Source organism: Mesorhizobium sp. M7A.F.Ca.CA.004.12.1.1 (assembly GCF_003997835.1).
Lineage (GTDB): Bacteria > Pseudomonadota > Alphaproteobacteria > Rhizobiales > Rhizobiaceae > Mesorhizobium.
The window spans coordinates 1-6,583 of the sequence record NZ_RZRK01000316.1 but is presented as its reverse complement, the minus strand read 5'-3'; the positions used below and the strand labels follow the sequence as shown (position 1 = coordinate 6,583).

The 6,583-nt window shown below is 63.3% G+C and carries 2 protein-coding genes; both read right to left on the bottom strand.

From position 1 onward, the window contains the following. On the bottom strand, nucleotides 1-413 hold a 413-nt coding region (locus tag EN984_RS17755; protein ID WP_206517440.1), incomplete at its 3' end, for a filamentous hemagglutinin N-terminal domain-containing protein. Between the two features lie 6 nt (nucleotides 414-419). After that, nucleotides 420-6,581, bottom strand: a complete 6,162-nt coding sequence (locus tag EN984_RS17750; RefSeq protein ID WP_127383855.1) for an MBG domain-containing protein — start codon at nucleotides 6,579-6,581, stop codon at nucleotides 420-422. Between the last annotated feature and the right edge of the window lie 2 nt (nucleotides 6,582-6,583).

Here is a 6,583-nt window from a genome sequence, read left to right as displayed (position 1 = left end):
GCGGCACTGACCTTGCCGGTCTTGGAGATGGCAATGCCGTTGGGATTGACCAGGAACACCTGGCCATTGGCGTTGAGCTGGCCCGATATGGTCGATTTAGTGCCACCGGTGACGCGGTTCAGCATCGTTGCCGAGGATGATGGCTGGTCGATAGTGACTGTCGCGCCGGCGCCGATGGAAAAACTCTGCCAGTTGACGATCGCCGAACTGGTCGACTGCCTGATGGTCAGTTGCGACGACGATGGATGGGCGATGGTGACACCGCCGGACGCGACGCTGCCGCCTGTCGGCAGTTCCTGTGCTCGCGCCGACGTGAAACCGACAAGTGCCGTCGACGTCAAAAGCAGCGCCATCAACGGCGCGCCGGTGCGGTTAAGGTGCCGCCGTGAGAGGGTTTGGCGCTGCGCGGTCATGTCTTCCTACCGGATCGAGGCAACGCTGCAGACGGAAGCTGCGTCCGCCACGCCCTGGCAGAAGGCGGGGCCATCAAGCCGCGGGTCTTCAACCAGCGTTTGCGCATCGCCAGCCACCGGCTGTCCGGTGAAGAAAACCGGAGCCGGCCCGCCAGCAGCATGAGCATCGGCGTTGTACGCGACCGTGCTGGCTGCATCCGGTGCCGGCACGGTGTTGGGCGGCGAGACCACCAGATCGGCACCGACATAGGTCAGTTCATAGTTGGCCGAGAGGGTCAGGCTTCCCTGTTCGATGGCGTAGTTGCCAGGAGGGCTAGCGTGTGTCGCCCCAGTCGAGAGCGCGCCAAGAAACGTATCCCCGTTGACCAACCCCAGACCGCCGATCGAATAGGTGAGTGGCGGATTGGGCATGCCCTGCGGCCGGCTCTGCGCATCCGCCACTATGGTGATCGCCCGCTTGCCGATGCTGAAGTCGGCACCGGCATAGCTGATCTCGTAGTTCGAATTGGCGCTGTCGGTAAGCGTGCCCTGGCCGATCGCGTAAGCTCCGGCGTTCTCTCCCAAAACGCGATCGAGAGCGCCGACCAATCCCACACCACTGCCGAGATCGGTGCTGGTGTAGCCATAGGAGGACGGGTCGGCATCGCCGTAGATCTTGCCCTGGCCCGAATTGGCCGTGACGGTCACGACACGCCTGCCGATGCTGAAATCGGCGCCGACATAGCTGATGTCGTAGTTCGAATTGGCCGCATTGGCGAGTGTGCCCTGCCCGATCTGATAGGCGCCGACATCTTCGCCGGGAGTGCGGTGGAGAGCGCCAACCAGCGCCGCACCACTGCCGAGATCGGTGAAGGTGTAGCCATAGGACGACGGATCGGCATTGCCGTAGGTCTTGCCCTGGCCCGAGCTGGCAGTGACGGTCACGAATCGCTTGCCGATGCTGAAACCGGCGCCGACATAGGTGATGTCGTAGTTGGCGTTGGCCGCATCGGTGAGGGTGCCGCGGCCAATGGCATAGGTCCCGACATTCTCGCCCTCGGCGCGATCAAGCGTGCCGGTCAGCGCTGCGCCGCTGCCGAGATCGGATACTCCGTAGCCGTAAGACAGCGGATCTCCGTCCCCGTAGATCTTGCTCTGGCCCGCATCGGCCGTCACCGTGATCGCGCGCTGCGTCACCGAAAGATCCGCGCCGATATAGCTGATGGCGTAATTTCCGTTGGCAAGCGTGCCTTGGGTGATGCTGTAGCCGCCGACATCGGATGATGCTGCGGCGGTCCTTGCCAACGCACCACTCAGGCTGTCGCCATTGGCGAAATCGCCCGAGGTCAGTTGATAGGTCAGCGTTGGATTGTCATCGCCATAGACACGGCTCTTGGCATCGGCCGTCACCGTAATCGCGCGCGGCGTCACTGACAGGTTTCCGCCGACATAGCTGATCGCGTAGTTGCTGTTGGCGAGCGTGCCCTGCGTGATGCCGTAGCTGCCGACATCGGATGCTGTCGTTGCCGAGGTCGCCAGCGCACCGTTCAGGCTGTCGCCATTGACGAAATTGCCTGCGGTCAGCTGATAGGTCAACGCCGGGTTGGCATCGCCATAAACACGGCTCTTGGCATCGGCCGTCACCGTGATCGCCCGTTTCGTCACCGCCAGATTGGCGCCGGCATAGCTGATCGCATAGTTGCTGTTGGCGAGTGTGCCTTGCGTAATGCTGTAACTGCCGACACCAGATGCTGTCGTGGCCGCTGTTGCGAGCGCGCCGCTCAGGCTGTCGCCATTGACGAAATTGCCCGTGGTCAGCTGATAGGTCAGCGCTGGGTTGGCATCGCCATAGATGCGGCTCTTGGCATCGGCTGTCACCGTGATGGCGCGCTTCGCCACCGACAGATTGGCGCCGACATAGGTGATCGCATAGTTGCCGTTGGCGAGTGTGCCTTGCGTGATGCCGTAGCTGCCGACACTGGATGCCGTCGTAGTTGTTGTTGCCAATGCACCGCTCAGGCTGTCCCCATTGACGAAATTGCCTGATGTCAGCTGATAGGTCAGCGCCGGATTGGCATCGCCATAGGCACGGCTCTTGGCATTCGCCGTCACCGTGATCGCGCGCGGCGTCACCGACAAATTGGCGCCGGCGTAGGTGATCGCATAATTGTTGTTGTTGAGCGTACCCTGCGTGACGCCATAGCTGCCGACACCGGATGCCGTGGTCGCCGATGTCGTCAGCGAACCGCCCAAGCTGTCGCCATTGACAAAACTGCCTGATGTCAGCTGGTAGGTCAGCGACGGATTGGCGTTGCCATAGATACGGCTCTTGGCATCGGCCGTGATCGTGATCGCGCGCTTGGCGATGGCGAAACTGCCGCCGACATAGGTGATGTCGTAGTTCGAATTGTTAGCGTTGGTGATGCTGTTCTGGTTGATGGCGTAAGTGCCGGCACTGTTCCCGGCCGTGCGGTTGAGGGTGCCGACCAGAGCCACGCCGGCGCCGAGATCCGAAACGGTGTACGCATAGGATGACGGATTCGCATCGCCATAGATCTTGCTCTGGCCCGGCGTTACCGTCACCGTTACCGCGCGTTTGCCGATGGTGAGCAGGCCGGTGCTGCTGTAGGCGAAGCCATAGCCGCTCAACGCCGCGAGATTGCCGGCGCCGACGGTGATTGCATAGGATCCTGCTCCGACCTGTGTATTGCCCGGCGGGTTGACGGACGTGACGCTTGGGCCGCCGCTGAAGGTCGTGGCGGCGGTGTCGCCGAGATAGGCGCCGACCGCGCCCGCCTGATAGCCCGCCACTGAATAGGTCACTGCCGGCAGGGCGGTGTCGCCGTAGGTTTTGGTCGCGCTGTTGGACGTAAACGTCAGTGTCGGCTGATAGGCGAAGACATAGCGGTTGCCCGTCGCGCTCACCGCCCCGCCGGCGGTCGTGTTCCAGATGGCGGTGTTGCCGCTGTCGAGATTGCCGAAATTGTTGCCGGTGGGAGCTGCCGTATAGACCAGCCAGCGTCCGCTGGTGGCGGTGACGGCATCGCTGCCGCGACTGTTGATGAATTGTCCTGCGGCTGAGAGCACCGGATCCGTTCCGCTGATCGTCGCACTTGCCGCGATGGTCAGATTGCCCGCCGTCTGAAGCCTTACCGAACCGGTGGTGTTCACCCCGGTCGCCGTAACCCCGCGGGCGGTGGAAGCACTGGCGATCGTCAGGCTTGCGCCATCGCGCAGATCGACGGAACCGGCGTTGCCGGCGACGTTGCCGATCTGGTTGCCGGCGTTGGTCAGGGTGAAGCTACCCGTGCCACCGAGAACCAGCGACGCCGCCGTCAGGCCACTCGTCTGCGTCACCACGCCGTTCGACGACAGCGCCATCGTGCCGGTGCCGACCGACAGCGCCTGGTTGAGGGCGAAGGTGGCTGCTGCGGTTTCAATCTGGCGATTGGCGAAGGACAGGCTGCCGACAGAGGTTGACCCAATAGCCGCGCTATAGGCGCTGCTCAGCGTCGATAGCGAAGCGATCGAGCCATCCGTCTCGTCGAGCCGCCAGTCGCCATAGACGTTGAGGTTCGAGACATTGCTGCCGGACAGGCCGGTCCGGAAGGTCACGCTATTCTTGGCGCCCGAGTCCGCTTCGGCAACGGTGTAAGCGAGCACCGAGTTCGAGACCGCGCCCGCCGGCAGAGCGAGATAGTAGTAGCCGTTGACGCCGGTCGAGACTGTGCCGAGGTTTACGCCGCCGGAGACGACGGACACCAGCCCGGGATTCTTTGTGTAATAGGGCTGGCCGGTACCGGAAATCAGCGGCGTGTTGCCGGCATCCTTGTAGGCAATTCCGGAGATCGCCTGGACGCCATTGGGGTAGAAGCTCTTCAGATAGGGATAGAGGCCGCCAGTCCCGCCGCCAAAGGCGGCACTCAGTCCGTTGGCGCCGCCATTCTGGAAGCTGGAGGTCGACAGGCCGACGACATTGACATTGGGGCCGGTGGTGCCGCCGCCGATCGCAGGCTTGGCGATGGATGTGGTATTGTAGGGGCCTGATGTCGAAGTGTCGTACGCGCCCGTGACCACGCCGTCGTAAAGGTTGTTGCCGATGAACGCGCCGACATTCCATCCGCCGCTGACCGCGCCGGTCGAATAGCTGTCGGTTATCCTGCCGCCCTCGCCGACCCCCGAGTAGCCATAATTCGATCCGACGAGGCCGCCGACGGCCGCGCCGCCGCTGCCGATATCGACAGCGCCCATGGCATAGACGCGATCGATGGTGCCGAAATTATTGAAGCCTACCGCGCCGCCGGCGGTGTTAGTATCGCGAGCATTGACGACCACCGTCGAGAAGCTGTCGGAGAGCGCGCCGTCGTTCTCGCCGATCAGACCACCTGAGGCGGACCCGTATTGTGTGGTGAACAGCTGACCAGTCGAATAACTCTGGGCCACCGTGCCGGCATTGAACCCAGCGATCCCGCCGAGGGTCCTGAACCCCCGGACCGTCACATTGGTGACGCCGACATTCTGAACCAGGCCGCCCGCGCCGATATAGCCGAACAGGCCGACATATTGGGCAGCGGACTGCGTCACCGACAGGCTGTCGACGGTGTGGCCTAGCCCGTCGAACGAGCCGGTGAAGCCATTGCCGCCGTTCTGGATGTTGCTGTTGCCGTCGGTGCCCAGTGATATGAAGCCGAGACCGCTATTCCAGCTGGACGTGGTGCTGGCATCGATATTCTTGGCCAGCGCATAGCTCCCGGTGAGCCCGCTGTTGATCGCCTGCAGGCCGTTGACATCGTAGATCAGCGTGTAGCTCTGGCCGTCGATCGACAGCGCCTGCGCTCCCGGCGTGCCGGTGAAGGTCGCCGATGCACCCAAGGCATAGGAGATCGTGCCGCCGGTACCGCCATTGTTGGTGACCAGCGTCAACCCGCCGCCGCCGCCGATCGTGGCGTTCGCATTGAAGACGATCGAATGAGAGGCGCTGAGCGTCAGCGTGTTGGTGTTCCAGCTGATCGGCGCGGCAATGGTGATGTCGCCAGCCTGCGAACCGCCGCTGCCGGTTGAGATGGTGACGTTTGCGGTTGCGAGAAGGTTCTGCAGCGTGGTGACGTTGATGACGCTGTCATTGGTGTTGGCGGACATGCTGCCGCCGGTGTTGCCGGCAGCGTTGGAGATGGTGACGTTGTAGGGGTCGAGCAGAAGGTCGCCGGTATCGCCGAAGCGGGCGCGCAGATCGACCTCACCGGTGAAGTCGAGGCGCTGCTTGCCGGACACTTCCGCGAAGCCGCCATTGCCGCCGTCATCGCCACCACGTGCGGAAATCTTGCCCGCGAACTTTGTCTGCTCGTCCGACCAGACGATGACCGTGCCGCCATCGCCGGTGCCGGTCGCATCGGCACTGATTGTCGTCTTCGCATCGATCTCGATTGTGACCGCGCGTTGCAAGGTGCCCTTGCCCTGCTTGTCACCGCCGATCCTGACGCTGCCGCCGCCATCCTTGCCCGAGGCATCGACCTTGGCGGCTTTGAGCTTCAGTTTGCGGCCGGTGACCGTGACCTTGCCGCCCTTGCCGCCGGCCTTGGCCGAAGCATCGAGCGTGCCGGTGATTTCGACCGAGCCTTCATCACCACCAAGCACGATGGCGCCGGATTGACCTGACACCGTGCGTGCCTCGATGACACCGGACATGTTGACGGCCTGGCGTGCTGCATTGCGCACCGCCGCCGCCTTGAGTTCGACCAGTCCGCCATCGGCACTGATACGTCCGGAATTGCTGACCAGCGCATTGCTGCCATCAGCCCTGGTCGGCACGGAGACCTGCAAGAAGCCGTCGCCGGACAGATCGAGCGCCGCCTTCTCGCCCGAGCCGAGCCCGACCTTGCCGAGCGGCACGGTGATCGAGCCGGCATTGTCGACGCTGCCACCGATCAATGCGGCATAGCCGCCACGCCCGATGCTGATGGAACCCTGGTTGGCGACGGCAGCGGAAGCTCCATTGCCTTCGAACTCCAGCTTTCCGGCCTCAAAATCCTCGTCGCTGATGCCCAGCGAGGAGCCAACGAAACCCGCGGCACTGACCTTGCCGGTCTTGGAGATGGCAATGCCGTTGGGATTGACCAGGAACACCTGGCCATTGGCGTTGAGCTGGCCCGATATGGTCGATTTAGTGCCACCGGTGACGCGGTTCAGCATCG